General features: G+C 28.3%; 24 protein-coding genes, 1 tRNA gene, 1 rRNA gene and 1 pseudogene. 20 read left to right on the top strand and 7 right to left on the bottom strand.

The features are described from left to right. The first annotated feature begins 2 nt into the window (after window positions 1-2). From secY to rplQ, 7 genes are all read left to right on the top strand, one after another. Window positions 3-1,334: a preprotein translocase subunit SecY gene (gene secY, locus GN160_RS01140; RefSeq protein WP_192380684.1), complete on the top strand. Its 1,332-nt coding sequence runs from the start codon at window positions 3-5 to the stop codon at window positions 1,332-1,334. Window positions 1,335-1,381: 47 nt separating this feature from the next. Further along, a complete protein-coding gene (rpmJ, locus tag GN160_RS01135) occupies window positions 1,382-1,498 on the top strand; it encodes a 50S ribosomal protein L36 (protein WP_192380682.1) in 117 nt (38 codons plus the stop codon). Window positions 1,499-1,609: 111 nt separating this feature from the next. After that, on the top strand, window positions 1,610-1,966 hold the full coding sequence (rpsM, locus tag GN160_RS01130; RefSeq protein ID WP_192380680.1) for a 30S ribosomal protein S13: 357 nt from the start codon (window positions 1,610-1,612) through the stop codon (window positions 1,964-1,966). Between the two features lie 39 nt (window positions 1,967-2,005). Further along, window positions 2,006-2,395 carry a 30S ribosomal protein S11 gene (rpsK, locus tag GN160_RS01125; protein WP_192380863.1) on the top strand — a complete coding sequence of 130 codons (390 nt, stop codon included), beginning with the start codon at window positions 2,006-2,008 and terminating at the stop codon, window positions 2,393-2,395. A 46-nt stretch (window positions 2,396-2,441) separates the two neighbouring features. Beyond that, window positions 2,442-3,062 (top strand): 30S ribosomal protein S4, encoded by a 621-nt coding sequence (gene rpsD, locus GN160_RS01120; protein WP_192380678.1) that lies wholly within the window; start codon window positions 2,442-2,444, stop codon window positions 3,060-3,062. Between the two features lie 23 nt (window positions 3,063-3,085). Beyond that, a complete protein-coding gene (locus GN160_RS01115) occupies window positions 3,086-4,090 on the top strand; it encodes a DNA-directed RNA polymerase subunit alpha (protein ID WP_192380862.1) in 1,005 nt (334 codons plus the stop codon). Between the two features lie 32 nt (window positions 4,091-4,122). Next, window positions 4,123-4,485 carry a 50S ribosomal protein L17 gene (gene rplQ, locus GN160_RS01110; RefSeq protein WP_192380676.1) on the top strand — a complete coding sequence of 121 codons (363 nt, stop codon included), beginning with the start codon at window positions 4,123-4,125 and terminating at the stop codon, window positions 4,483-4,485. 154 nt (window positions 4,486-4,639) lie between these two features. Here the strand turns inward: rplQ and fmt are convergent, their stop codons facing one another. Together fmt and def are read right to left on the bottom strand one after the other, a co-directional pair. Continuing rightward, a complete protein-coding gene (fmt, locus tag GN160_RS01105) occupies window positions 4,640-5,617 on the bottom strand; it encodes a methionyl-tRNA formyltransferase (protein WP_192380674.1) in 978 nt (325 codons plus the stop codon). Between the two features lie 75 nt (window positions 5,618-5,692). Next, window positions 5,693-6,133: pseudogene (gene def / locus GN160_RS01100) on the bottom strand (peptide deformylase); the annotation flags it as partial. Between the two features lie 410 nt (window positions 6,134-6,543). Between def and tsaC the strand changes: the two are divergent. The 3 genes from tsaC (at window position 6,544) to rrf (ending at window position 8,496) form a co-directional block, all read left to right on the top strand. Then, window positions 6,544-7,116 carry an L-threonylcarbamoyladenylate synthase type 1 TsaC gene (tsaC, locus tag GN160_RS01095; protein ID WP_192380671.1) on the top strand — a complete coding sequence of 191 codons (573 nt, stop codon included), beginning with the start codon at window positions 6,544-6,546 and terminating at the stop codon, window positions 7,114-7,116. Window positions 7,117-7,150: 34 nt separating this feature from the next. Continuing rightward, window positions 7,151-7,972 carry a shikimate dehydrogenase gene (aroE, locus tag GN160_RS01090; RefSeq protein ID WP_192380669.1) on the top strand — a complete coding sequence of 274 codons (822 nt, stop codon included), beginning with the start codon at window positions 7,151-7,153 and terminating at the stop codon, window positions 7,970-7,972. 408 nt (window positions 7,973-8,380) lie between these two features. Continuing rightward, window positions 8,381-8,496 (top strand): 5S ribosomal RNA (gene rrf / locus GN160_RS01085). Between the two features lie 221 nt (window positions 8,497-8,717). Here rrf and gloB read toward each other — a convergent pair. Then, a complete protein-coding gene (gene gloB / locus GN160_RS01080; protein WP_192380667.1) occupies window positions 8,718-9,473 on the bottom strand; it encodes a hydroxyacylglutathione hydrolase in 756 nt (251 codons plus the stop codon). A gap of 45 nt (window positions 9,474-9,518) precedes the next feature. Here gloB and GN160_RS01075 point away from each other — a divergent pair, with 45 nt between their 5' ends. Next, a complete protein-coding gene (locus GN160_RS01075; protein WP_192380665.1) occupies window positions 9,519-10,199 on the top strand; it encodes a class I SAM-dependent methyltransferase in 681 nt (226 codons plus the stop codon). Window positions 10,200-10,306: 107 nt separating this feature from the next. On the opposite strand, the gene rnhA is transcribed toward GN160_RS01075, so the two are convergent. Further along, window positions 10,307-10,762: a ribonuclease HI gene (gene rnhA / locus GN160_RS01070; protein WP_192380664.1), complete on the bottom strand. Its 456-nt coding sequence runs from the start codon at window positions 10,760-10,762 to the stop codon at window positions 10,307-10,309. 53 nt (window positions 10,763-10,815) lie between these two features. On the opposite strand from rnhA, the gene dnaQ reads away from it, so the two are divergent. The 3 genes from dnaQ (at window position 10,816) to GN160_RS01055 (ending at window position 12,588) form a co-directional block, all read left to right on the top strand. Continuing rightward, window positions 10,816-11,568 (top strand): DNA polymerase III subunit epsilon, encoded by a 753-nt coding sequence (dnaQ, locus tag GN160_RS01065; protein ID WP_225624849.1) that lies wholly within the window; start codon window positions 10,816-10,818, stop codon window positions 11,566-11,568. 98 nt (window positions 11,569-11,666) lie between these two features. Next, window positions 11,667-12,251 carry a D-sedoheptulose 7-phosphate isomerase gene (lpcA, locus tag GN160_RS01060; protein WP_192380662.1) on the top strand — a complete coding sequence of 195 codons (585 nt, stop codon included), beginning with the start codon at window positions 11,667-11,669 and terminating at the stop codon, window positions 12,249-12,251. A 264-nt stretch (window positions 12,252-12,515) separates the two neighbouring features. Continuing rightward, window positions 12,516-12,588, top strand: a tRNA-Thr gene (locus tag GN160_RS01055). A gap of 183 nt (window positions 12,589-12,771) precedes the next feature. Here GN160_RS01055 and GN160_RS01050 read toward each other — a convergent pair. Further along, window positions 12,772-13,374 carry a peroxiredoxin C gene (locus GN160_RS01050; protein WP_192380660.1) on the bottom strand — a complete coding sequence of 201 codons (603 nt, stop codon included), beginning with the start codon at window positions 13,372-13,374 and terminating at the stop codon, window positions 12,772-12,774. A gap of 636 nt (window positions 13,375-14,010) precedes the next feature. Here GN160_RS01050 and yajC point away from each other — a divergent pair. The 5 genes from yajC to GN160_RS01025 all read left to right on the top strand — a co-directional run bounded on the left by yajC (window position 14,011) and on the right by GN160_RS01025 (window position 17,660). Then, complete coding sequence (gene yajC / locus GN160_RS01045; protein WP_192380658.1) at window positions 14,011-14,343, top strand: preprotein translocase subunit YajC; 333 nt, start codon at window positions 14,011-14,013, stop codon at window positions 14,341-14,343. 665 nt (window positions 14,344-15,008) lie between these two features. Further along, window positions 15,009-16,145 carry a bifunctional diaminohydroxyphosphoribosylaminopyrimidine deaminase/5-amino-6-(5-phosphoribosylamino)uracil reductase RibD gene (gene ribD / locus GN160_RS01040; RefSeq protein ID WP_192380656.1) on the top strand — a complete coding sequence of 379 codons (1,137 nt, stop codon included), beginning with the start codon at window positions 15,009-15,011 and terminating at the stop codon, window positions 16,143-16,145. 70 nt (window positions 16,146-16,215) lie between these two features. Further along, window positions 16,216-16,701, top strand: a complete 486-nt coding sequence (gene ribH / locus GN160_RS01035) for a 6,7-dimethyl-8-ribityllumazine synthase (RefSeq protein WP_192380654.1) — start codon at window positions 16,216-16,218, stop codon at window positions 16,699-16,701. After that, complete coding sequence (gene nusB / locus GN160_RS01030; protein ID WP_192380652.1) at window positions 16,688-17,134, top strand: transcription antitermination factor NusB; 447 nt, start codon at window positions 16,688-16,690, stop codon at window positions 17,132-17,134. The genes ribH and nusB overlap by 14 nt, the downstream gene beginning before the upstream one ends. A 43-nt stretch (window positions 17,135-17,177) precedes the next feature. Continuing rightward, window positions 17,178-17,660 carry a phosphatidylglycerophosphatase A family protein gene (locus GN160_RS01025; protein ID WP_225624848.1) on the top strand — a complete coding sequence of 161 codons (483 nt, stop codon included), beginning with the start codon at window positions 17,178-17,180 and terminating at the stop codon, window positions 17,658-17,660. A gap of 100 nt (window positions 17,661-17,760) precedes the next feature. Here the strand turns inward: GN160_RS01025 and dxs are convergent, their stop codons facing one another. Next, complete coding sequence (gene dxs / locus GN160_RS01020) at window positions 17,761-19,647, bottom strand: 1-deoxy-D-xylulose-5-phosphate synthase (RefSeq protein WP_192380650.1); 1,887 nt, start codon at window positions 19,645-19,647, stop codon at window positions 17,761-17,763. Between the two features lie 826 nt (window positions 19,648-20,473). On the opposite strand from dxs, the gene thiI reads away from it, so the two are divergent. Then, window positions 20,474-21,937 (top strand): tRNA uracil 4-sulfurtransferase ThiI, encoded by a 1,464-nt coding sequence (thiI, locus tag GN160_RS01015; protein WP_192380648.1) that lies wholly within the window; start codon window positions 20,474-20,476, stop codon window positions 21,935-21,937. 25 nt (window positions 21,938-21,962) lie between these two features. Here the strand turns inward: thiI and GN160_RS01010 are convergent, their stop codons facing one another. Continuing rightward, window positions 21,963-23,201 carry an MFS transporter gene (locus tag GN160_RS01010; RefSeq protein WP_192380646.1) on the bottom strand — a complete coding sequence of 413 codons (1,239 nt, stop codon included), beginning with the start codon at window positions 23,199-23,201 and terminating at the stop codon, window positions 21,963-21,965. Window positions 23,202-23,240 lie beyond the last annotated feature (39 nt).

The raw sequence follows: 23,240 nt of genomic DNA, 5'->3' as shown, positions 1-23,240 counted from the left end.
ATATGTTTACTCGGTCAATCTTGTCTTCTTTGTGTGGTACTAAAAGTAGTTTCGGTGAGTTAAGGGAAAGGATTTTTTTTGTTTTTTGGTCGTTAATTATTTTCCGAGTTGGTTCTTTTATCCCAATACCTGGCATTAATACCAATGTTATAGCTCAATTATTGGAACAACAGCGAGGAACTATTATTGAAATATTTAATGTGTTTTCGGGAGGTGCTCTTAGTCGCGCATCTATTTTTACTTTGGGGATTATGCCATATATTTCTTCGTCAATTATAGTACAATTATTAACGGTAATGCACCCATCTTTAGCAGAGTTGAAAAAAGAGGGTGAAGATGGGAGGCGTAAAATTAATCAATATACCAGATATGGTACGTTGTTTTTGGCGCTTTTTCAATCAGTTGGTATTGCAATAGGATTGCCTAATATGACGGGTATGCAGGGATTGGTTATTAATCCTGGTGTATCTTTTTATTTCGTTGCAGTAATAAGTTTAGTTTGTGGAACTATTTTCTTGATGTGGTTAGGTGAGCAAATTACTAATAAAGGAGTGGGTAACGGTATTTCGGTAATTATTTTTTCAGGCATAGTAGCAGGTTTACCGTCGGCTATAGCACAGATTATAGAGGAATCTAGGCAGGGGAAGTTGCACCTTTTTCTATTGGTTTCTATTTTGTTTATTGTTTTAATAGTGACATTTTTTGTTGTATTTATGGAACGTGGGCAACGTCGTATAATAGTTAATTATGCTAAACATCAATATGGATATCGTGCATATTCAACACAAAGTACTCATTTGCCATTAAAAATTAATATGTCAGGAGTTATTCCAGCTATTTTTGCTTCTAGTATTATTTTATTTCCTGCTACTCTTTCATCTTGGTTTACTTACAATGCCAAATGTAATTGGTTAGCATTAGTCTCATTTTATTTACAACCTGGTAAATTTTTATATTTATTACTTTATGCTTCATCCATTATATTTTTTTGTTTTTTTTATACTTCGTTAATTTTTAATCCACGTGAAACTGCTGATAATTTAAAAAAATCTGGTGCTTTTATACCAGGAATTCGTCCCGGAGAACAAACTGCAAGATATATTAATAAAGTAATGACTAGATTAACTTTAGTAGGATCGGTTTATATAACTTTTATTTGTTTAATACCAGAATTTATGCGTATTGCAATGAAAGTTCCGTTTTATTTTGGAGGTACATCATTGCTTATTGTTGTTGTAGTAATTATGGATTTTATGAATCAGATCCAAGCTTTAATGATGTCTAGTCAATATGAATCTGTATTAAGAAAAGCTCATTTAAAAAGTCGTGATTAATAGTAATTAATAGTTATATCATATTTATATATTAGATGGAGTTCATAATGAAAGTGCGCACCTCAGTAAAGAAGTTGTGTCGTCATTGTAAAATAATAAAACGTAGTGGTGTTGTGCGTGTTATTTGTCATGTTGAACCAAAACATAAACAGCGACAGGGTTAAAAATTGGTTTTGTAAGGGATGTTTCTTAATGTTATGGTATTGAATTGTAACGTATGTGCTTATGTCTTATATATAATGGCGATTTAAAATTTATGTTTTGGAGTTGAGATAGTGGTACGGATAGCTGGTATAAATGTTCCTGGTAACAAACATTTGGTAATTGCATTAATGTCAATTTATGGCATTGGAAAATCAAGGTCACGTTCTATTTGTTCGATTACGAGGATTCCTGAACATGTTAAATTAAGTGAATTGTCTATTAGTCAAATTGATAGTATACGCGATGCTGTTCTTAAATATGTTATAGAGGGTGATTTACGGCGTGAGGTTACTTTGAGTATTAAACGTTTAATAGATTTAGGTACTTATCGTGGTTTACGTCATCGACGTGGTCTTCCTGTTCGTGGACAGAGAACTAGGACTAATGCGAGGACTTGTAAGGGGCCACGTAAGATAATTAATAGATAGATATATAAACATAAAGATAGAGAGTTGAGTATAGGTATGATGAAGTCATCCAATGTTCGTGTACGTAAACGTGTGAAAAAACAAATTTTAGATGGTATAGTTCATATACATGCATCTTTTAATAATACTATTGTGACCATTACGGATCGTCAGGGTAATACTTTAGGTTGGGCAACAGCCGGTGGTTCTGGTTTTCGTGGTTCTCGTAAATCTACGCCGTTTGCTGCGCAAACGGCAGCGGAGTATTGTGCTGAAATTGCAAAAGAATATGGTATTAAAAATTTAGAAGTTATGATTAAAGGTCCTGGTCCAGGACGAGAATCTACTGTACGAGCTTTAAATGCAGCAGGATTTCACATTATTAATATTACTGACGTTACCCCCATTCCTCATAATGGATGTCGTCCTCCTAAAAGGCGTCGCGTATAAATAAAAGATAGTTTTAGTAATATATTTAAATTAGGAATATTGAAATATGGCAAGATATTTGGGTCCTAAGCTTAGGATTATTCGACGTGAAGGTACTGATCTTTTTTTGAAATCTGGTATTCGTTCGCTTGAATCTAAATGCAAAATTGAACGATTGCCTGGTCATCATGGTGTACGTAAATCTAGATTATCAGATTATGGAATTCAATTACGTGAAAAGCAAAAAGTAAAGCGTATTTATGGAATATTAGAATGCCAATTTCGTAATTATTATAAGAAAGCTATTAAACTTAAGGGGAATACTGGTGATAATTTATTACAATTATTAGAAACTAGATTAGATAATATTGTGTATCGTATGGGTTTTGCTGTTACTCGTGCAGAAGCTCGACAGTTGGTGAGTCACAAAGCAATCATGGTGAATTATCATATTGTTAATATTCCTTCTTATAGTATCAGTTCTAAAGATGTTATATCTTTGTGTAATAAAGCAAAGAATCAACTTAGAATTAAATCAGCATTAGAATTATTTGAACAGCGTGAAAAATTATCATGGATTTCTGTTGATTTAACAAAGATGGAAGGCGTTTTAAGAAACATTCCAGAACGTTCTGATTTGTCAGCGGATATCGATGAACACTTGATTGTTGAATTATATTCTAAATAATATGAAATTTATGGAGAAATATGATGCATAATTTGGTAACGGAATTTTTAAAGCCACGTTTGGTGAATATTGAACAAATTAGTGCAACACATACCAAAGTTACGCTTGAACCTTTGGAACGTGGTTTTGGTCATACATTAGGTAACGCACTACGTCGTATTTTACTTTCGTCAATGCCTGGATATGCAGTTACAGAAGTAAAAATTGATGGTATTCTGCATGAGTATAGCACCAAAGAGGGTGTGCAAGAAGATATATTGGAAATTTTACTTAATTTAAAAGGATTAGCTTTGAAAGTTCAAGGTAAAGATAGTATTCTTTTAACTTTGTATAAGTCTGGTATTGGCCCAGTAATAGCTGCTGATATTACTCATGATGAAAATGTTGAGATAGTAAAACCACAACATATATTGTGTCATTTAACTGATAAAAATGCAGAAATTAATATGCAAATTAAAGTTGAGCGTGGTCGTGGTTATGTTCCTGCTGCAACTAGAATATATACGGAAGGGAATAATAATATCTCCTCTTCTTCTATTGGTCGTTTATTAATAGATGCATGTTATAGTCCAGTAGAACGCATAGCATATAATGTAGAAGCAGCACGTGTTGAGCAGCGTACTGATTTAGATAAATTAATTATAGATATGGAAACTAACGGAACTATTGATCCTGAAGAAGCTATTCGGCGGGCAGCAACCATTTTATCTGAACAATTGGAAGCTTTTGTTGATTTACGTGATGTAAGACAACCAGAATTAAAAGAAGAAAAACCAGAATTTGATCCTATATTATTACGTCCTGTAGATGATCTAGAGTTAACTGTACGTTCTGCTAATTGTCTTAAGGCGGAGGCAATTCATTATATTGGCGATTTAGTTCAACGTACAGAGGTTGAATTGTTAAAAACACCTAATTTAGGTAAAAAATCACTCACTGAAATTAAAGATGTATTAGCTTCTCGTGGATTAACTTTAGGCATGCATTTCGATAATTGGCCTCCTTCTAGTCTTATTGATGAAAGGTAAATTTAAATTAATTTAAATTGGGATATGTTTAGATGCGTCATTGTAAAAATGGTCGTAAATTGAATCGTAATACAGCTCATCGCAAGGCGATGTTTTATAATATGGTAAGTTCATTAATTATGAATGAAATTATTAGGACAACTTTGCCTAAAGCAAAAGAATTACGTAGTATAGTAGAACCTATAATTACTAAAGCTAAAATAGATAGTGTTGCAAATCGACGATTCGTTTTCTCTAAAATACGTAATAATAAAATTGTAGCAAAGATTTTTAATGAATTGGGGCCTAGATTTATAAGTCGTCAAGGTGGATATACACGTATTTTGAAGTGTAATTATCGAATGGGAGATAAGGCGATGATGGCTTACATTGAATTTGTTGAACGTGTAACATAACATTAGCGAACTTTTTGATATATGTTTTATTTTATTTAATTATTTATATATAAGTTAAATAAGATATTAGAATATGAATAGGATGCTTGTTAACTAAGTCTTAATCAGTTGTTTATTAATCGTTTTCTTTTGATAGTTTGTTAGTTTTGTTAAATTAAGATAATACTAGACCCGGTCTGAACCAGGTTCCGCGAGACGCAAGAAAGTCCTGCACTGTCATTGTTCTTTTACCTTCTGGTTGTAGGGACTGTATTGTTAAAATTCCATCTCCAGTCAGGATGTCAATACCAGTTTTCTTTGATGCAAGAATAGTGCCCGGTATATTACATTCAAATTTTTGTTGTTTTTTATACGGCGATATTGTGGTTGCATTCCATATCTTGATCATATGTTCTGAAATTTGAAAATAACTGGTCGGCCATGTACTGAAAGCTCGTATGCGTCTTTCTATTTGAATAGCAGGTAGGTTCCAATTTATTTTTCCTTCTTTTTTACTTAGTTTTTTTGCGTAAGAAGCAAATGTCTCATTCTGTGGGATTGCTGTGTATTCATTGTAATTTATTTTATTTAATATTTCAATTAGTGCTTTTGCGCCAATTTTTGTTAATTTGTCAGATAATGTTAAATAAGTATCATAAATTGAAATATTACAGGTTACTTGATGTAGAATATTACCTGTGTCTAATCCTTCATCCATTTGTATGACGCTAATACCTGTTTCATAATCTCCAGCTTCTATAGCTCTTTGAATAGGGGCGGGTCCACGCCAACGTGGTAATAATGAGTAATGTATATTTATACATCCTAAGCGTGGTAAATGTAAGAATTTTTGAGGTATTATTAAACTATATGCTACAACAATTATAATATCTGCATCCAGATTTTTAATTATTTGAAAGGTTTCTAATGCATTTAGTGATTTTGGTTGAAAAATTGGTATATTATGCTCTTTTGCAAAATTTAGAACTAAATTATTCGACGATAATTTATTTTTTTTTCCAATTGTTATTTTTTTATTGTTTTTTTTTGTTAGTATTGCTATTACTTGGTGTGGAGAATGAAATAACATGCGCAAGAAACACGCCGAGTAATCTGGTGTTCCTGCAAAAATAATACGTAAAGAACATGACATTTTAGTTTATTTTAAGTATATAGTTTTTAATTAATGTTTTATATTTACAGTAATTATAGAGATTATATCTCATTTAAGATAATCTATAAATAATTTTCCAATTAAATGATCCATTTCATGTTGAATACATATAGCCAATAAATTATTAGCCTCTATTTTTAAAAGCGTTCCATTTTGATTTAAGGCATGTATTTTTATTATAGCTGCTCTTGGTATAAAGTGATATTGTTCCGGTATTGATAAACATCCTTCAAGAACACTAGTACCCCCTTTTTTTTCTATTAAACATGGATTTATTAAAATTAATGGTTCTTTAGATTTTGTTGAAATATCAACAACAATAATTTGTTTATGAATATTTACTTGTGTTGCAGCTAAACCTATACCTTTTTTTGCATACATGGTTTCAAGCATATCATGTATAATACATTTAATATTATTATTGATGTTAATTACTGGAGCAGCTATTTTACGCAATCGTTTATCTGGATAGTATAGAATTTGTAATAGTGACATAATAATTTTATTATTAATAATGATAAGAATAATTTTATTTTTACTATATGTTGTTACAATTTATTATTATATTGTGTTTGTTTTTTAAATGATAGTGTTCATGATAAGTAAATAATTTTATTTTAGATTGATTATTTTTTATTTGATTATTTTGATGGTATCCTATTAAAATTGAAATAAAAGTAGGATGTTTTGTCTTTAATCATGATTTTTTGTCGTTAAAGATTTATTTAGTTTTTAATATATGAACTAATTTTTGTAGTTTTGGAAATTTATAAAATATGATATATTTTTGTATTATTAGATATTAATTAATATACTTTGTATAGGCATTATTATTTTAGTGAATCAATGTGCTTTAGTTCTGTATCTATATTTTGTAAGATAAAGGCGAATGTTGCTGTGTTATTATGAATAATAAATATTATATTAGAAGTGTATTAGAGGCTTTGCAAAATGGGCAGGTTATTGCTTATCCTACTGAAACAATTTTGAGTTTAGGATGTGATCCGGATAATTTCAATGCAGTAAAGAGATTATTAAAAATTAAACAAAGATCATGGAAGAAAGGTTTTATTTTAGTAGGTGCAAATTGTTCGCAGTTTTTTAGGTATATTGATGAAGCATATTTGACTTATCATTATTGTATGAAAATTAGAACAGTTTATTCACAACCAATTACTTGGGTTATACCTGCTAGGTTTACTACACCATGTTGGTTGACAGGTCGATTCTCTTCTGTAGCAGTTAGATTGAGTATTTTTAAGCCTCTGCAAGAGCTTTGTTTGTCTTTTGGCAAGGCTTTAATTTCTACTAGTGCAAACTTATCGGGTTATTCACCTGTATATACTTTTGATGATATTTATCGACAATTTGGGAATTACGTTTATGTTCCTCCTGTATTAAATACGAAAATAGTAAATAAACGTTCTAATCCATCTGGAATTCGTGATATTATTACTGGAGCTTGGTTACGTTATTAGATTAATTATTTTTTTGAGCTTAATTTATTCTATTATGGCATCTTTTGCAGTTTTTGGTAATCCGATTAAACATAGTAAGTCACCTGATATTTATTCTATTTTTGCGGAAGAAATGGGTATTTCATCTTCTTATGATCGAATATTAGCATCATTTTCAAATTTCGAAATGATGTTGGGTATATTTTTTAAAAATGGAGGAATAGGCGCCAATATTACTGCTCCTTTTAAAGAATATGCTTATTCTTTATGTAAACATCGTACTGAGAGAGCTATTATTGCTGGGTCTGTAAATGTATTAAAAAAAAATACTGATGGGTTCCTATCTGGAGATAATACTGATGGAGTTGGTTTATTAGTTCATTTACAATATCTTAATTGGTTGCATAGTAGAACTAAAAGTAAGATATTATTAATTGGAGCTGGAGGAGCAGCAAGAGGAATTATATTTCCTTTGTTAAATTTTGGTCATCAAATTCTATTAACCAATAGAACTTTTTTACGCGCTCAAAGATTAGTTAATCATTTTTTTAACAAGGGAGATATTAGCGTTATATCTTTGGATCAATTATCGACTTTAGAGAAAGTTGATTTAATAATTAATGCAACTACTACAGGAATGTATGGAGATGTACCTGATTTACCAAGCTCCTTGATTAATCCTTTTGTTAATTGTTATGATTTGTTTTATAAGGAAGATATAGATACGCCATTTATTATGTGGTGCAAGAAATATGGGGCAAAATTTTGTTCTGATGGATTAGGAATGTTAGTTGGACAGGCTGCATATTCCTTTCTTTTTTGGCATAATACGTTACCTTCGATTTCTTCCGCATTATCTAGAATACGTTTAAAATGATAAGATTTTAATAATGTTATTTACTTAATTGTTATTTTAAATATAATTAAATTTTTAAGCGAAATGTTTAATTTGTTTTGTTGTTTTGTGGGTTTGTAAAGTGTTTTAGGTTTTGTATTTGAACAATTTTAAAATATGCATTTTATTTTTATGTGTTATTGTTTTGATTTGTATTTAATTATTTTACATGAATTATAAAGTTTGTTTTTATGTTTAGTTTGATTAATGAAGAAATTTTTTGTTTTTGTTATCATTTATAATGATTAAAGTTTTAATTTTTAAAATTATTTCGTTTTAAATTATTTTATTTTACTTGATTTTTTATTTTATGGTTGTATTCTAGATCGGAGATTCAGTGTAGAATTATTTTTTATTTTTACAGTTGGTAGTTTGTTTATATTGTTTTTGCTTGGCGGTATAAGCGCGATAGATCCACCTGAAACCATACCGAACTCAGAAGTGAAATGTCGTAGTACCGATGGTAGTATAAGGTATCCTTATGTTAGAGTAGGGGACTGCCAAGCAATTTTAAACTTGGAAGTACTTTTATCAGAATTAGAGATTGTTATATTTTAAGTTATGTTGAGCTGTATCTTTACTAAAGTTTCGATGGTTAATGATACGTTTTATTTTTGAATTACGCGCTGCTTCCGTGTATTAGGCAAGTGCGATTCCTGTAACTTATTGCTCAATCATAATAATTTTTAAAAAACAAATTTATTATATAGCATATCGTTTCATTTATCTATGTGAATAGATCTCTTTTTGTTCGTAGTTTAGCAAAAATTTTCCATTCTTCCTCATTATTAGAAGAGGTGTTTAGTTTTTTTTGAATTTCTTTATCTTTGCATCGAAAGAAAAGATTTATTTTTAATTCTTTATTTATAGAAGTGGGTAGGGTGGATTCATTTTTAATGCGTTTTTTTTTAACATTTTTTAAATATGAAATAATATTGTTATCTTTAGGTAAGATAGAGGCTGCAAAGTTAATATTACTCCAGGTGTATTCATGAGCGCTATATATTAAAGTATCTCCTGGTAGTTGTTTGATTTTTTGGAGAGATTCGTACATTTGTTTCGCTGTTCCTTCAAATAATCTTCCGCAACCTGCAGAAAATAAGGCATCTCCACAAAATAACCAGGGTTTACTGTAAAAAGCTACGTGTCCTAAAGTATGTCCTGGTAAGAATAGTACTTTAAAATGATATCCTAACAAAGTTAGGATATCATTTTCTGATACAATATGATTTGTTCCTGCATTTACAGTTTCCAGTGGTCCATAAACTTTAACTGGAAATAGTTTAAGTAATTTTCGTACTCCAGCAGTATGGTCTTTATGATGATGTGTAAGTAAAATGGCTGTTATTTTTAATTTTAATTTTTGAATAATTTGTATTATTGATATATATTCTCCAGGATCAATTATTAAACATTCTTTTTTTGCATTATACAATATCCAAATATAATTGTCTTTTAATGCAGGTATATTAATAATATTCATTTTTAACCTCATGTTTTATATATTTAAGTATAAAATAAAATAAATATGAAATCATTGCAAAATGAAAAATTGATTTTTATGCCTAATGTTTGGGAAGATGTTCCTAATGGAATATATTACAGAAAAATTTTGGAAAAGGAATTAAAGAATTGGTTGCCTAAAATGCGTGGGTTTAATATGTTAAAAATCGGAGCTTTAAGTATAGATCTGAATATTAATGAGTGTGCTGTTTTGCATCAAATTAATGTTGGCCCTGAAGGAGAACAGTTTCAAGTAATTGTTGATATATATAAATTACCATTTGCTAATAGATCTGTTGATATCTGTTTGTTAGCTCATACTTTATCCTATATAGCTCATCCTTATAGTTTATTGCAGGAAGTAGATAGAATATTAAGTGATGATGGTTGGTTGATAATTACTACATTTAATTTAATAAGTATATTAGGGCTATTTAGAATTGCATATTTTTTTTTTCGTAAAGCTTTTAAGATGCGTTTATATACTCAAATGAGGTTATTGTATTGGTTGCAGTCTTTAAATTTTGAAATTATGTATAAAAGTCATTTAAAATCATTGTTACGTGAAAAAAATGACAATTTTTATTGTTTATTAAGCTATTTGTTTTCTTTAGGTTGTTTAAATATAATTATTGCACGTAAACGAACAATGCCTTTTCAATTGATACCTTTAGGTAATCAAAATTATTTTTTTAATTTATTTTAGTTTTTAAATTGTGTTGTATTATAATTTAGTGTTGACCTTAAGGTATTATGTGATAACATTAAAATATTTTTCGACATTAGAGGGAAGAAATGGTGGTGTTTGTGATCTTAATCCTTCAGGTCATCATATGAAGGAGAGGATGCTGCTTTTTGCGCTAGCTTATTACAACGTTCATTTTCTGGTTGGCCAGAATGTGCCTTTAGCCATTTGCAACAAATGATGTGAGGTTTAGTAGCTGCATCTAATCTATGCCATAAGTCGATGTTTTTGATTAATTTTTTGTTTACTGACTTCCAGTTTTGTTTTTTCCAGGAATTAATCCATTGAGTAATTCCTTGAAGGACGTATAAGCTGTCGGTATATATGGTAGTTTCGCATGGATTTTTAAGTGCTTCTAATGCTGTAATTACGGCCATTAGTTCCATGCGGTTATTGGTAGTTAATCGATATCCAGCACTAAATTCTTTTATGTATTGATTGTAACATAGAATTACTCCATACCCTCCTGGACCTGGATTGCCAAGACAAGAACCATCAGTAAAGATTTTGATCTGTTTATACATTTTAAGTAATTTTTTTAAGAAATTAATTTATTATAGATTGGATTAGTGTTGTTTTGAACTATTTACGACAAATTGTGCTTGATACTGAAACTACAGGTCTTAATAAATCTGGTGTTCATTATGAAGGTCACCGTATTGTTGAAATTGGCGCAGTTGAATTAATTAATCGTCGTTTAACAGGGAAAAATTTTCATGTTTATCTTAATCCTGGTCGTTTGGTTGATCCAGAAGCTTTTAAGATTCACGGAATTAGTGATATTTTCCTTTCTAAAAAACCAATTTTTTCAGATATTGTGAATGAATTTATAAATTTTGTCCGCGGAAGTGAATTAATTATTCATAACGCTCAATTTGATATAGGTTTTTTAAATTACGAATTAAGTATGATTGATAATTTTTTAGTAAATATTGAGTCTTTATGTTCAGTAATTGATACTTTGTTTTTGGCTAGAAAAAAATTTCCTGGCAGACGTAATAGTTTAGATGCATTATGTGAACGTTATTCAATAGATAGAAGTCGTCGTGCTTTACATAATGCTATGATTGATGCAAAGATTTTGGCTTCTATTTTTCTTTTGATGACCGGCGGTCAGACTACGATGCAATTTATAAAAAAAGATAGATATACATTGTCAAATGTAAAGGTAATAGGAAATTATGAAATAGCGTCTAATAAAAATTGTGATTTAAAGGTTATTTATGCTAATAGAGAAGAAATAATACAACATAAAAATATATTAGATTTAATCCAAAAACAAAGTGCATATTGTATGTGGTATTCCAAATGTAAAGATTCGAATACATAATCTTAATTGTGTAAATGAAATAGTATTGAAGTTAATGTTTTTAGTTATATAACTTATTTCGTAATGATATAGAATCTTTATTTTATTAAGAGGTTTAAATGTATCATAAATTAATTTTTGACGAATTTAACGATATGAAAAAAGCTTGGGATTCTGTTATTAATGATAAGTCTTACATGAGATTAATAGAGTCAGCAGCTCATATTGTTATAAGTTCTTTTAAAAAGGGTGGAAAAATTTTAACATGTGGTAATGGTGGTTCGCATTGTAATGCGATGCATTTTGCTGAAGAGTTAACTGGTCGATATCGGAATAATAGATTAGGTTACCCAGCTATTGCTATTTCTGATCCAAGTTATATTTCTTGTGCAAGTAATGATTTTGGATATGAATATGTATTTTCGCGTTATATAGAATCTTTAGCTAATCATAATGATGTTTTATTAGCTATTACTACTTCTGGCAAATCACTTAATATATTATATGCCATTGAATCTGCATTTATCAAAAATATGAGAATTATTGCTTTGACTGGTACAAATATTGGAAAAATAAATAACAGTGTAGTTGATGTAGAAATTTGTACTCCTCATTTTCAATATGCAGATCGTGTTCAAGAAATTCACATTAAATTTATTCATGTTTTAGTTTTGCTTATTGAGAAAGGTATGTCTTTATGTTGAATTTTTGAAGATTGTTAAATGTTTTTTAAAGTAGGTAAGATATTTAAATTTATATATTTTATTTATGATAGTTTAATTATTACTGTTTGTTTTATATTTTATTTAGTTAGTTATTATAGTTTTTAATATTGTTTAGTTTGTACAAATAAATATGTAGTAAATATTTTGGTATGTGGAAAGGTAAAATTATGATTTTCAATTCAGTATTTCTATTTTTTTGTTAGATGAAGTGGAAAGCTAATCGAGCCTATGATATATGTTTATGCCGATATAGCTCAGTGGGTAGAGCAGCGCACTCGTAATGCGAAGGTGATGGGTTCAAATCCTATTATCGGCATTTTAAAACATTTGGAAGTAAAGTATTTTGTTTTAATGTATGCTTTGATAATTATTTTTTCATTGTTATGGTTATTTAATTGGAATTAAATTTTATGAATTAGGTTCTACCTCCAACCAATAAATACGCTTATGCATAAGCGTATTTATTGGTTGGAGGTATATTTCTTAAATAAATCGAGTTTTATAATTCTTTGAAATTTTTATCTAAAAAGTTTGCAATTCCTTTAGGTGAAGCTTCTATGCCTTCTTTATTCCTTTCCCATTGGGCTGGACAAACTAAACCGTTTTCTTCGTGGAATTGCATTGCATCAATTATGCGAATCATTTCATCAAAATTTCTTCCTAAAGCTAAATCGTTAGTAGATTGATGACGTATATAGCCTGTTTTGTCAATTAAAAAAGAACTACGTAATGCGACACCTAATGAAGGGTGTTCAATTCCGTATGTAGTTATAATTTCGTGTTTTATATCAGCTACTATGGGATACTGTATATTTCCAATGCCTCCTTTGTTAATAGGGACTTGTTTCCAGGCATAGTGTGTAAATTGTGAATCACAGGATACGCCTATAATTTTTACGCCTCGTTTTTTAAATTTCATATAACGTTTATCACAGGCAATTAATTCAGAAGGGCAAACGAAAGTAAAATCCATTGGCCAAAAGAAAAGAACAGCCGGGCTATCTTTAATATATTTTTTTAGATTAAAATTGTCAATTATTTGATTATCTGGTAATACTGCAGGAGCGGTAAAGTCTGGGGCTGGTCTAGATACTAACATCATAACTTACTCCTTGAAATAAATAAATTTGATTAGAAACTACTTTAATAAGTATATATAAATTGTTTTATTTAGTCATTAACTAAATTAAATTTAGTTGCTTCATATTTGTTATGATGTTATTTTAAATTTTGATTAAGATATTAAGTTTAGGGTGATGTAAATATTAGATCATTCCTAAATGACATATAATACATTTTATATCATTTAGGAATTTTAATATTAAATATTAATTTTATCAGTATGTTTGGAAGTATTTTATTTCATTTTGTAATAAATTAAATAATTAATATCGGTAAAGATTTTATTTTACTTTATATTTTTAATGATCTTGGTTACAGTTGATCAATGGCCTGAATTTTGTCTATTATTATGAGAGTATTTATGCAAAATCTGTGTAATATTTATTTCATTAAATGGTAAATTAAGTTATCGACAGTCTAATTGTAATATAAATATTTATTATATTTAATAATGTTTTCAATCTATTTTTGTTAGACCTTGTTATTCCATATGCATAGGAAGATTTATTATCGTAGAGATATATTTAGAAAATTAAGGTAGTTTATTTGTCTATTTTTTTATTTGTTGTTTGATAAATGAGTTTGTATTATATAAGAACAGTGCGGGGTATTTTAAATGAGTCTTTTTGTTACTAACGCTATTGCGTTTAATGATTCTTCATCTCAAAGTAGTCCTTATTCTTTTATTATTGTATTAATATTGTTTATTTTAATTTTTTATTTTATTATCTTTCGCCCCCAACAAAAACGTAATAAAGTACATAGAGAATTAATAAATGCTATTTGTAAAGGCGATGAAGTGCTTACTAGCGGAGGTTTAGTTGGTAGAGTGATTAAAATTACAGATTCTGGATATATTTTTATTTCTTTTAATAAATCTGATGAAATTATTGTTAAACAAGATTGTATCACGGCTATCTTGCCAAAAGGTACGATAAAAAAATTATAAATTTTATTACTTCAAATTAAGAAAGTTATTCTAATTTTAGAAAGTTATAGTGTTTTAAGTAATTTATTTATTAAATAAATGATTTAAATTGCTGATATCGATAATATTATTTTCTTGTTGTTTAACGAGGTATAATAAGAATCTTTAATTAAAATCTTGGTTATTACTTCGAGTAATAAAATTGGTGTTTTTTTATTTTTGTTGTATATTTGATAATAATCATCTTATTAACTATTAGATGAAAATTTATCTATCTTTATATTATATTTAGTGACAATAAGTAAATTTAATAATAGATAAACTGTATTATACTTAGATAATAAAATATTCATATTTTAAAAGTAAGTATGTTGAATTTGTTTTATTATTTTGTTTTGTATATAAAATATTTTATTATCTTATAATAAGTTTGTTCATTGGATTATTATGATTGATAAATTATTATTTCATGTTAATAAGTAATTTTGATTACTTTAATGATTTATTTATGTGGTGGCTTTGCTTAATTAAGTAATTAATTGTTTTACATTTTGTGAAGAAAATTAGCATGTTATGTCTTTTACAAGATAATTATATGTTTTAGTAAAATTTAATAATTATGTTTTATGTGGTTAATCTTTGTATTCAAATTGATAATAAATTATTAAAATAATTAATTTATTTTTATGTTAAATGATGAAATATTTTTGTCTCGTGCTTTTACTTTAGCTTTACGTGGTCGTTTTACTACTTCACCAAATCCTAATGTTGGATGTGTTGTAATTTTAAATAATAAAATTGTTGGTGAAGGTTATCATCTTCGGATAGGAGAAGATCATGCAGAAGTGATAGCATTAGGTTCGGCAGGTAGCAATGCTTGTGGTTCAACCGTATATGTCACTCTTGAGCCATGTAATCATTATGGACGTACACCTCCTTGTACAATTGCATTATTAAAAGCAGGAGTATCAGAAGTTGTAATATCAACATTAGATCCTAATCCTTATGTAAAAGGAAACGGAATAACTTATTTAAGTAAAGTTGGTATTAAAGTACGTCATGGTTTAATGTTATCTACAGGAGAAAAAATAAATAAAGGTTTTTTTAAGCGTATGCGTACAGGTTTCCCATGGGTAAAGTTAAAATTAGCTATGACTTTAGATGGCCGTACTGCCATGAAAAATGGAGTAAGTCAATGGATTACATCCGATTTATCTCGTCAAGATGTTCAAATATTACGTGCTGAAAGTGATGCAGTACTTTCAAGTGCTGTTACTGTATTGACAGATAATGCTTTACTAAATGTTCGTTGGACTGCTTTACCAGAAAAAATAAGAAATATTTATAATTTTAAACATTTTCGACAACCAATAAAAGTGATTATAGATACTGCTAACCGAATTACTCCTTCTTGTAAAATTATTCAAGGCTCAAGAAAAGTATGGCTGGCTCGCTTATGTAAAGACAATTATACTTGGCCATCTTGTGTTGAGCAGTTAATTTTGCCTTCAGTATATTATAATGGCATAAAAAGATTAAATTTATTTGCATTGATGAAACAACTTGCTTATCGTGAGATAAACAATCTTTTGGTAGAAGCTGGCGCTAGCCTTTCTGGAGCTTTATTGAGTGCAGGTTTAGTTGATGAATTAGTAATTTATCAAACTCCTAAATTACTTGGTGCTGATGCAAGACCATTGTGTATTTTACCTAAGATACAACATCTTAGTGAAGCAATGTCTTTTAGATTACTTAATGTTCGGCAGATTGGGCCAGATTTATGTTTACAATTAAGACCAATAAAAAAAGATAATTTTTTGTAATTTTAATGCACGAATCTTAATAAAATAATTTAATGATAAGCATGTACAATCTATATAAATGAGGAATATTATGAAAATTATTCAAGGTATTGTTACATCACCTAGTGCATGTGTTGCGATTGTTGTTGTTCGATTTAATAAATTTATTAATAATAGTTTACTTGAAGGTGCTATTGATGTTTTGAAGCGTATTGGTCACGTTCAGGATAATAATATTGTTGTTGTTTGGGTTCCTGGTACTTACGAACTACCTGTTGCGGTGTTAGCATTAGTAAATACTCATAAATATGATGCAATAATAGCTTTGGGGACAGTTATTAGAGGTGATACTGCACATTTTGAATTTATCTCTAATACTTGTAGTATATCTTTATCTAAAATTGCTATGAATAGTTTATTACCTATTGCTTTCGGGGTATTGACTACTGATAATATTGATCAAGCTATTGAGCGTGTTGGTATAAAAGGTAATAATAAGGGAGCAGCAGCAGCAATGACCGTGTTAGAGATGATTAATGTATTAAAAGCTATTCACATTGAAAATGAATATAAATAAAAAAGTTTTTGGGAAAATTTATTCTAATAGACGTTTAGCTCGTGAACGTGCTTTGCAAATTCTGTATTCATGGGAGATATCCAATTATGATATTAAGGATATTGAAGTTAATTTTGTAATAGATCAGAACATGAATAATGTTAATATTTTTTATTTTCAAAAACTGTATATTGGCGTGACTAATCATACACAGGAACTTGATGAATTAATGTCGCCTTATTTATCTCGTAAGATAAATCAATTAGGTTGTATTGAAAGAATTATTTTACGTATTGCGTTGTTTGAATTAAGTGAATGTCTAGATGTTCCATATAAAGTAATAATTAATGAAGCAATAGAATTGGCTAAAATTTTTGGTGCAGAAAAAAGTCATAAATTTGTAAATGGTGTTCTTGATAAAGTTGCTTTGCAAATACGTACAAATAGCAAATAATTTATTCAGATAATTGAAATTTTATTGAGGTTTATATAAAGAATTGAGTAAATATTTTATTAGTATGAAGAAAAAAATTCAGTTATTTAGTTTATTTCATTTATTAGCTACTGTATTTGGGATAGGTAAGATACCATATATGCCAGGATCAATAGCTTCATTGTTAGCTATTTTTGTTTGGTTATCTTTGATTTCATATTCTTATTATTTATATTTATTTACATTAATCTTTTTCTTAATTTTTGGTTGTTACTGTTGTCATAAAACTTCTAAACATATTGGTGTTCATGATCATCAAAGTATTGTTTTGGATGAATTTATTGGTATGTGGATTGCATTAGCAGGAGTGCCAACAAGTCATTGGTATTGTTTAGCATTAAGTTTTTTTTTATTTAGAATTTTGGATATATGTAAACCTTGGCCAATTAATTGGTTAGATAAAGTAATGAAAGGTGGTATTGGGATTATGATTGATGATATAGCAGCAGGAATGTTAACTTCTGTTATTTTATATGTTATCTTGTAATTTGTAGAAAATAAATAATCTAATAGTTCAGGTATGATTATAAAATTGTTAATATTCTTAATATAGCTTGGATTCTATTTAGTTTGCTTGAATGACAATGCTATTGTATTTGGAGTAAATGTATGGTTTTTAACCATGATTTGATTTTTTTATAAATACCTATAGTATCAAGTCCCAAGTTTGAAAGAATTTCTTGTCTAGATCCATGAGTGATAAAATGATCTGGTAGTCCGATATTTAGAACTGGTAATAGTAGTTTTTTTTCCATCAAAAACTCATTGACTCCACTTCCTGCACCACCTAAAATGACGTTTTCTTCTATTGTTACTAATGCTTTGTGCTTGTTAACAGTTTCTATTAGTAAATTTTCATCTAAAGGTTTAACAAATCTCATGTCTATTAGAGTTGCATTAAAATTTGTTGCTACATTCTTTATTTGTGATAAAAGAGTACCAAAATTAAGTATTGCAACATTTTCACCTTTTCTACATATTATTCCTTTACTTATTGGCAGTTCACAGAGATTACTAAATGTTACTCCTGTACCTATCTCTCTAGGATAACGCACCACTGTTGGTCCGTGTTTATAGTGATATCCAGTATGTAACATAAGTCTACACTCGTTTTCATCACTTGGAGTCATTATTATTATATTTGGAATACAGCGTAAATAAGAAATATCGAATGCTCCTTGATGTGTTTGTCCATCATGTCCAACAATTCCAGCTCTATCTACAGCAAATAGTACAGGCAAATTTTGAAGAGCGATATCATGAATTACTTGATCATATGCTCTTTGTAAAAAAGTAGAATATATGGCAACGATTGGTTTATATCCACCGATAGCTAAACCTGCAGCAAAAGTCACTGCATGTTGTTCAGCAATTGCTACATCGAAATATTGATCAGGATATTGTTGTGAAAATGTGTTTAATCCAGATCCTTCACGCATTGCTGGCGTAATGACTATTAATTTTTTATCATTAGATGCAACATTACATAACCAATTGCCAAAAATTTCAGAATAAGTCAAATTTTGATTATGATTTTTTTGCATTTGACCGGTTATAGGATTAAATTTGGGAACAGCATGCCAAGTAATTGGATCTTTTTCAGCTGGCTTATAACCATAACCTTTTTTTGTTGTTATATGTAGGAATTGAGGTCCCTTCATATTTTTTATATTTTTTAGTGTTTTGGTTAATGTAAATATATTATGACCATCTATTGGACCAATATAGTTAAATCCTAATTCTTTAAATAAGGTATTAGGAAATATCATCTTTTTAATATATTTTCCTATATATCTTAATATTTTTTTTAAAAATGGAGTTTTTAATAGAACTTTTTTGCTATTTTTGTGCATTTTAGAACAAAATTTTCCAGATAATATTTGTGCTAAGTGATTGTTTAAAGCTCCTACATTTTTTGAAATTGACATTTCGTTATCATTTAATATTATTAGTAGATCGCTTTTGATATCTCCAGCATGATTCATAGCTTCAAATGCTATGCCAGATGATATTGCTCCATCACCTATTATAGATACAATTTTACGTCCTAACATTTCTCGTTTTTCAATCATTGCTAGACCAACTCCTGCGCTTATGGATGTGGAAGAATGGCCAACCGATAAAATGTCATATTTACTTTCTTCTCTACAAGGAAATGGATGTAATCCACCGTATTGTCTAATTGTAAATATAGCATCACGTCTTCCAGTAATAATTTTATGAGGATATGTTTGATGTCCAACATCCCAAATTAAATAGTCAAAAGGGGTATTATATATATAGTGGAGAGCTACTGTGAGTTCTATAACACCTAGTCCAGAAGCAAAATGTCCACTAGATTGGCTTACAATATCTAATAAAAACTGTCGTAGTTCATTACATACTGATATTAAAGAATTTTCGGATAGTTGTCTTAAGTCTGTAGGGTTATTGATTAAGGCTAAAATTGGATATTTTTTATTATTAAATTTCATTGTTTAACTTTATTTATGTGTAATCATAATTTTATGATTTGTCTTCAATAATTTAATGTGCTAGTTTTGATTAGATCATAGTATTATATTTTGTTTTGAAAATTTTTTTAAATTTGATTATAACTATGTATAATGTAGTTTTTTTTATCTTTATTTTCTTTTAAATAAAATAATTTTATTTACTGTTTATTTTAATTGTGATGTTTTTAGATTCTATTTCAAATATTATTTGCAATGCTATTTTATTTTAAAAGTTATTTCGATTGTTGTAACGTAATTATTAAGTGATTTTGATGTTTTAAACTTTTTCTTACGTTAATTTTTATATAAATTGTTTTTAAGGATATACTAATCCTTAAAAATTTATATTTTAAATAATTATAGGGTATTTGTTAATTTTTAATAATATATTTAAGATTCATTGAGATATACTTTATTTATTTTTAGGATAAAATTATTACAAAAGTTATTTTTGGTTTCATTATTTTGTTGTGTATCAATATATTTTATTAATTATATTAAATTAATTAGCTAATATAGTATTTAATGTATTTATTTATCTAATTTTTTTGGATCTACTTAATTTAAGATCGATGAGTATCTTATTTTTTAGAATATTTTGCTTGGTGTTAATGAATTGTTATTAGTTAGGGGATAATCGTAAATATGTTTTATTTTATGGAAGATTTTGGTTGTAAGTTATGTTTAGATGTATATTTAGGTTTTTTGTAATTTTGTAGTTAATTTGAGTATTCTCTTTATAATATAGTAAAGTATATAGAAATATTAATAAATTATATATTATTGTAATAGTGTCACAGAATTTATGAAATTAATACTAAAATTATCTCCTGAAATTACAATAAAGAGTCGTTTTGTAAGATTATCTTTTTCGAGATCCCTTGTTCAGAATATTCGAATAGTTTTAAAGCAACATAATTATTTAGTATTTTTAACACGTTATTGGGATTATATTGAATTACAAATAAAGGATAATAATTTTTTTTTAGGAGTTGTGAATTTGTTAATTAATATTCCCGGTATTTCTAGAATTTGGTTGGTTGAAGAATATTTGTTTGCTTCTATTCATGATATCGGGTTAAAAACTATATCAGTAAATTATAATAAACTTGTAGGTAAGGCTTTTTGTGTTCGAGTAAAGCGTCATGGAGAACATATTTTTACTTCTCAAGATATTGAATGTTATATTGGTGCTTTTATAATTAAGAATATTAGGGGTACTCGTGTTAATTTAAAAAATCCAGAAATAACAGTATTTCTAGAAATTAATAAAAATCGTTTTTTTTTGATAATTGAACGTTATCAGGGAATAGGAGGTTTCCCATTGGGTACGCAAGGTAATGTGTTGTCTTTGCTTTCTGGAGGCTTTGATTCAGCTGTTTCTAGTTATATGTTAATGAGAAGAGGTTGTAAAGTAAATTATTGTTTTTTTAATTTTGGTGATTCTTTACATGTAGTTGCTATAAAAAAAATAGCTTATTCTTTATGGACTCAATTTGGTAGTTCGCATAAAGTATTGTTTTTTGTTGTTAATTTTTTACCATTAGTAAACGAAATTATTCAAAAAATAGATATTCGTAATGTAATGATAGTGCTAAAGCGGATGATGCTACGCATTTCAGCATCTATAGCTGTACGTCATAATATGCAAGCGTTGATAACAGGAGAATCGGTAGGGCAAGTATCTAGTCAAACTTTAATTAATTTACATTTAATTGATATAGCTTCTGATGTTTTGGTTTTACGTCCTTTGATTTCTTATGATAAAGAACAAATTATTTCGATTGCCAGAAAGATCGGCGTTGAGAAAATTGTTGATTCTGTTCCAGAATATTGTGGTTTTTTTTCTAATCATCCCACTATAGCAGGAGATCGTTTTAAAATAGAGCTACAGGAAAAAAAAATTAATTATTTAGTATTTGATGAAATTTTTACACAGATACAAGTTTTTAATATCAAAGATATATTATCTTATTCTAAAGATGATCTATTAGATATTGAAATTACAAGTAAAGTAGGTTGTGAAGAAATAGTTTTAGATATACGTAGAGAAGAAGAACAAGAAAATAATCCACTTGATTTAGTCAATATAAAGATACAAAAATTACCGTTTTACAAATTAGCTAGTCAATTTGGTAATTTGGATGCTAATAAGTTTTACTTACTTTATTGTGATCATGGTATAATGAGTAGAATTCAAGCAAATTATTTATATGAACAAGGATTCAGAAATGTTAAAATATATCGTCCTATAAGAATGATCAAATAATATTAAAATAAATTAATAAGCATGTTTATGAAGGTTGTGATATTTGATTGTTTTCTTTTGGTTGTTTCTTATATGTTTTTTGATTTATTAACAAGATAATTAATAGCCATAATATAGATAAAATACTTCCTGCCAAAAATATTAATTGGTTATTTTGTAATGTTACCAATAGATAACCTCCTGATAAACTTCCACAGGCCATACCAAGAAACTGAATAGTAGAATATATCCCCATACTAGTTCCTTGATATCCACAGGGAGATATTTTACTTAGCATTGAAGGTAAAATTGCTTCCATTATACTAAATCCTATGAAAAATAACTGCATGCCAAATAGTAATTTATATATTTGTGTCGTAGTATTAAGCAAAAGTATTTCTGAAAAAAATATGATTGTAATGAGTAGTAGTATATATATATTTTTTTGTGTATGTTGTTTTTTTTCTATATGAAGTAAAAATGGGATAACTACCATGAAAGAAATAATCATAATAATTAAGTATATTTTCCATTGGTTTTTATTAAGAATACCCATAGAAATTATTTGAATGGGTAGAGATATGAAATTTAATATTAATATAGTATGTAAAAAAAATGCATTTACATTTATTTTTATCAGTTCTTTATTATATAGAATTTTTTTAATGCTGTTTTTTGTAACAATGTATGAATTAGTGTTCACGCCACAGTTTTTCTCTAAATGGCAAATAAAAAATAAGGTAAATAATATATTTAACAGTGCTATTATAGTAACTATCCAGAATAGACCGTTTATCCCTATTTTATGCGCAAGATAGGGTCCCAATATTAAAGAAATAGCAAAAACAATACCTATAATTGCGCCTAAAAAAGACATTGCTTTAGTACGATTCTGCTTTTGTGTTAGGTCGCATAATAAAGCCATGACTGGAGAACTAACCCCACCTATTCCCTGTATTGCTCGACCAATAATTACATTCCAAATATTGTTGGTCGCTGCTGCAATAATACTACCGACGCTAAATATTATTAGATTACTTATAATAATTGGTTTGCGTCCTATTTTATCAGATGCTATTCCCCAAGGAATTTGAAATATTGCTTGTGTTACTCCGTAAATACCAATTGCTAATCCAATCAGAAATTCGTTTGCTCCATTTAGCATCATGCCGAATGTACTTAGTGTTGGTAAGATTATGAATATACCAAATATACGCAACGAGAAGATCAAACTTAATCCTAAAATTGATTTTATTTCTATAATGCTTATTTGATGAAATTTCATTTTTATTAATTTTTATAATGAATTAATTTTATGAAAGCA

It is taken from the genome of Blochmannia endosymbiont of Colobopsis nipponica, from assembly GCF_014857065.1.
GTDB lineage: Bacteria > Pseudomonadota > Gammaproteobacteria > Enterobacterales > Enterobacteriaceae > Blochmanniella.
Note: the sequence above shows the minus strand (reverse complement) of the source record. Positions and strands in the feature narration are given on the sequence as shown.

Bases quoted from the DNA above. Each gene is read 5' to 3' on its own strand.
- GN160_RS01115 (WP_192380862.1), top strand. From the start codon at position 3,086: ATGCATAATTTGGTAACGGAATTTTTAAAGCCACGTTTGGTGAATATT.
- fmt (WP_192380674.1), bottom strand. From the start codon at position 5,617: ATGTCATGTTCTTTACGTATTATTTTTGCAGGAACACCAGATTACTCG.
- gloB (WP_192380667.1), bottom strand. From the start codon at position 9,473: ATGAATATTATTAATATACCTGCATTAAAAGACAATTATATTTGGATA.
- rpmJ (WP_192380682.1), top strand. From the start codon at position 1,382: ATGAAAGTGCGCACCTCAGTAAAGAAGTTGTGTCGTCATTGTAAAATA.
- dxs (WP_192380650.1), bottom strand. From the start codon at position 19,647: ATGAAATTTAATAATAAAAAATATCCAATTTTAGCCTTAATCAATAAC.
- secY (WP_192380684.1), top strand. From the start codon at position 3: ATGTTTACTCGGTCAATCTTGTCTTCTTTGTGTGGTACTAAAAGTAGT.
- ribH (WP_192380654.1), top strand. From the start codon at position 16,216: ATGAAAATTATTCAAGGTATTGTTACATCACCTAGTGCATGTGTTGCG.
- GN160_RS01010 (WP_192380646.1), bottom strand. From the start codon at position 23,201: ATGAAATTTCATCAAATAAGCATTATAGAAATAAAATCAATTTTAGGA.
- ribD (WP_192380656.1), top strand. From the start codon at position 15,009: ATGTTAAATGATGAAATATTTTTGTCTCGTGCTTTTACTTTAGCTTTA.
- rpsK (WP_192380863.1), top strand. From the start codon at position 2,006: ATGAAGTCATCCAATGTTCGTGTACGTAAACGTGTGAAAAAACAAATT.
- rnhA (WP_192380664.1), bottom strand. From the start codon at position 10,762: ATGTATAAACAGATCAAAATCTTTACTGATGGTTCTTGTCTTGGCAAT.
- GN160_RS01075 (WP_192380665.1), top strand. From the start codon at position 9,519: ATGAAATCATTGCAAAATGAAAAATTGATTTTTATGCCTAATGTTTGG.
- lpcA (WP_192380662.1), top strand. From the start codon at position 11,667: ATGTATCATAAATTAATTTTTGACGAATTTAACGATATGAAAAAAGCT.
- thiI (WP_192380648.1), top strand. From the start codon at position 20,474: ATGAAATTAATACTAAAATTATCTCCTGAAATTACAATAAAGAGTCGT.
- aroE (WP_192380669.1), top strand. From the start codon at position 7,151: ATGGCATCTTTTGCAGTTTTTGGTAATCCGATTAAACATAGTAAGTCA.
- nusB (WP_192380652.1), top strand. From the start codon at position 16,688: ATGAATATAAATAAAAAAGTTTTTGGGAAAATTTATTCTAATAGACGT.
- yajC (WP_192380658.1), top strand. From the start codon at position 14,011: ATGAGTCTTTTTGTTACTAACGCTATTGCGTTTAATGATTCTTCATCT.
- GN160_RS01050 (WP_192380660.1), bottom strand. From the start codon at position 13,374: ATGATGTTAGTATCTAGACCAGCCCCAGACTTTACCGCTCCTGCAGTA.
- rplQ (WP_192380676.1), top strand. From the start codon at position 4,123: ATGCGTCATTGTAAAAATGGTCGTAAATTGAATCGTAATACAGCTCAT.
- tsaC (WP_192380671.1), top strand. From the start codon at position 6,544: ATGAATAATAAATATTATATTAGAAGTGTATTAGAGGCTTTGCAAAAT.
- rpsD (WP_192380678.1), top strand. From the start codon at position 2,442: ATGGCAAGATATTTGGGTCCTAAGCTTAGGATTATTCGACGTGAAGGT.